2 protein-coding genes are annotated in these 1,260 nt (G+C 60.6%); both read left to right on the top strand.

Features of this window, described 5'->3' with window-relative positions; all coding sequences use genetic code 11:
* On the top strand, positions 1 to 753 hold a 753-nt coding region (locus JWR98_RS28575; protein WP_179119994.1), incomplete at its 5' end, for a chemotaxis protein CheA.
* A gap of 48 nt (positions 754 to 801) precedes the next feature.
* Positions 802 to 1,260: response regulator (locus tag JWR98_RS28580; RefSeq protein ID WP_205491839.1), on the top strand; the 459-nt coding region annotated here is incomplete at its 3' end.

Here is a 1,260-nt window from a genome sequence, read left to right on the forward strand (position 1 = left end):
AAGGTGATTCTGGCGGCGGAGCAGGAAGGCGACCATATCCTGCTGTCGATCACCGATGACGGCAAGGGCATGGACCCGACGATATTGCGCAATATCGCGGTCAAGCGTGGCGTGATGGACAAGGACGCCGCCGACCGCCTGACCGACACCGAGTGCTACAACCTGATCTTCGCTCCGGGCTTCTCGACCAAGACCGAGATTTCCGATGTGTCGGGCCGTGGCGTCGGCATGGACGTGGTGAAGACCAAGATCAGCCAGCTCAACGGCTCGATCAATATCTACTCGACCAAGGGCCAGGGCTCGAAGATCGTCATCAAGGTGCCGTTGACCCTGGCGATCATGCCGACCCTGATGGTGATGTTGGGCAACCAGGCGTTCGCCTTCCCGCTGGTCAACGTCAACGAGATCTTCCACCTCGACCTGTCGCGCACCAACGTGGTGGACGGCCAGGAAGTGGTGATCGTGCGCGACAAGGCGTTGCCGCTGTTTTACCTCAAGCGCTGGCTGGTGGCATCGGCGGCTCACGAGGAGCAGCACGAAGGTCATGTGGTGATTCTGTCCGTGGGCACCCAGCGTATCGGCTTTGTCGTCGATCAACTGGTGGGTCAGGAAGAAGTGGTCATCAAGCCTTTGGGCAAAATGCTGCAGGGAACCCCGGGCATGTCGGGTGCGACCATCACCGGTGACGGTCGGATCGCGCTGATTCTCGATGTTCCGAGCATGCTCAAGCGTTACGCCGCTCGGCGTATTTGATTCTGGTGGGGCAGGGCGGTCTCGCTCGCCCCACCTAACGGAGTGTTTATGGCAGTCAAGGTCCTGGTGGTGGACGATTCGGGTTTCTTCCGCCGCCGCGTCTCGGAAATTCTTTCCGCCGATCCAAGCATCCAGGTGGTCGGCACGGCCACCAACGGCAAAGAGGCGATTGATCAAGCCATTGCGCTGAAGCCGGACGTGATCACCATGGACTACGAGATGCCGATGATGGATGGCATCACGGCAGTCCGGCACATCATGCAACGCTGCCCGACCCCGGTATTGATGTTCTCCTCGCTGACCCATGAAGGCGCCCGAGTGACCCTCGATGCGCTGGATGCCGGTGCGGTGGACTTTTTGCCGAAGAATTTCGAAGACATCTCGCGCAACCCCGAGAAGGTCAAGCAGATGCTGTGCGAGAAAGTCCACAGCATCTCGCGCAGTAACCGTCGCAGCCTGTTCAGTGCGCCGACGCCTGCCCCGACGCCTGCTCCGGTGGCGGCACCG

It is taken from the genome of Pseudomonas lactucae, assembly GCF_016937615.1.
GTDB lineage: Bacteria > Pseudomonadota > Gammaproteobacteria > Pseudomonadales > Pseudomonadaceae > Aquipseudomonas > Aquipseudomonas lactucae.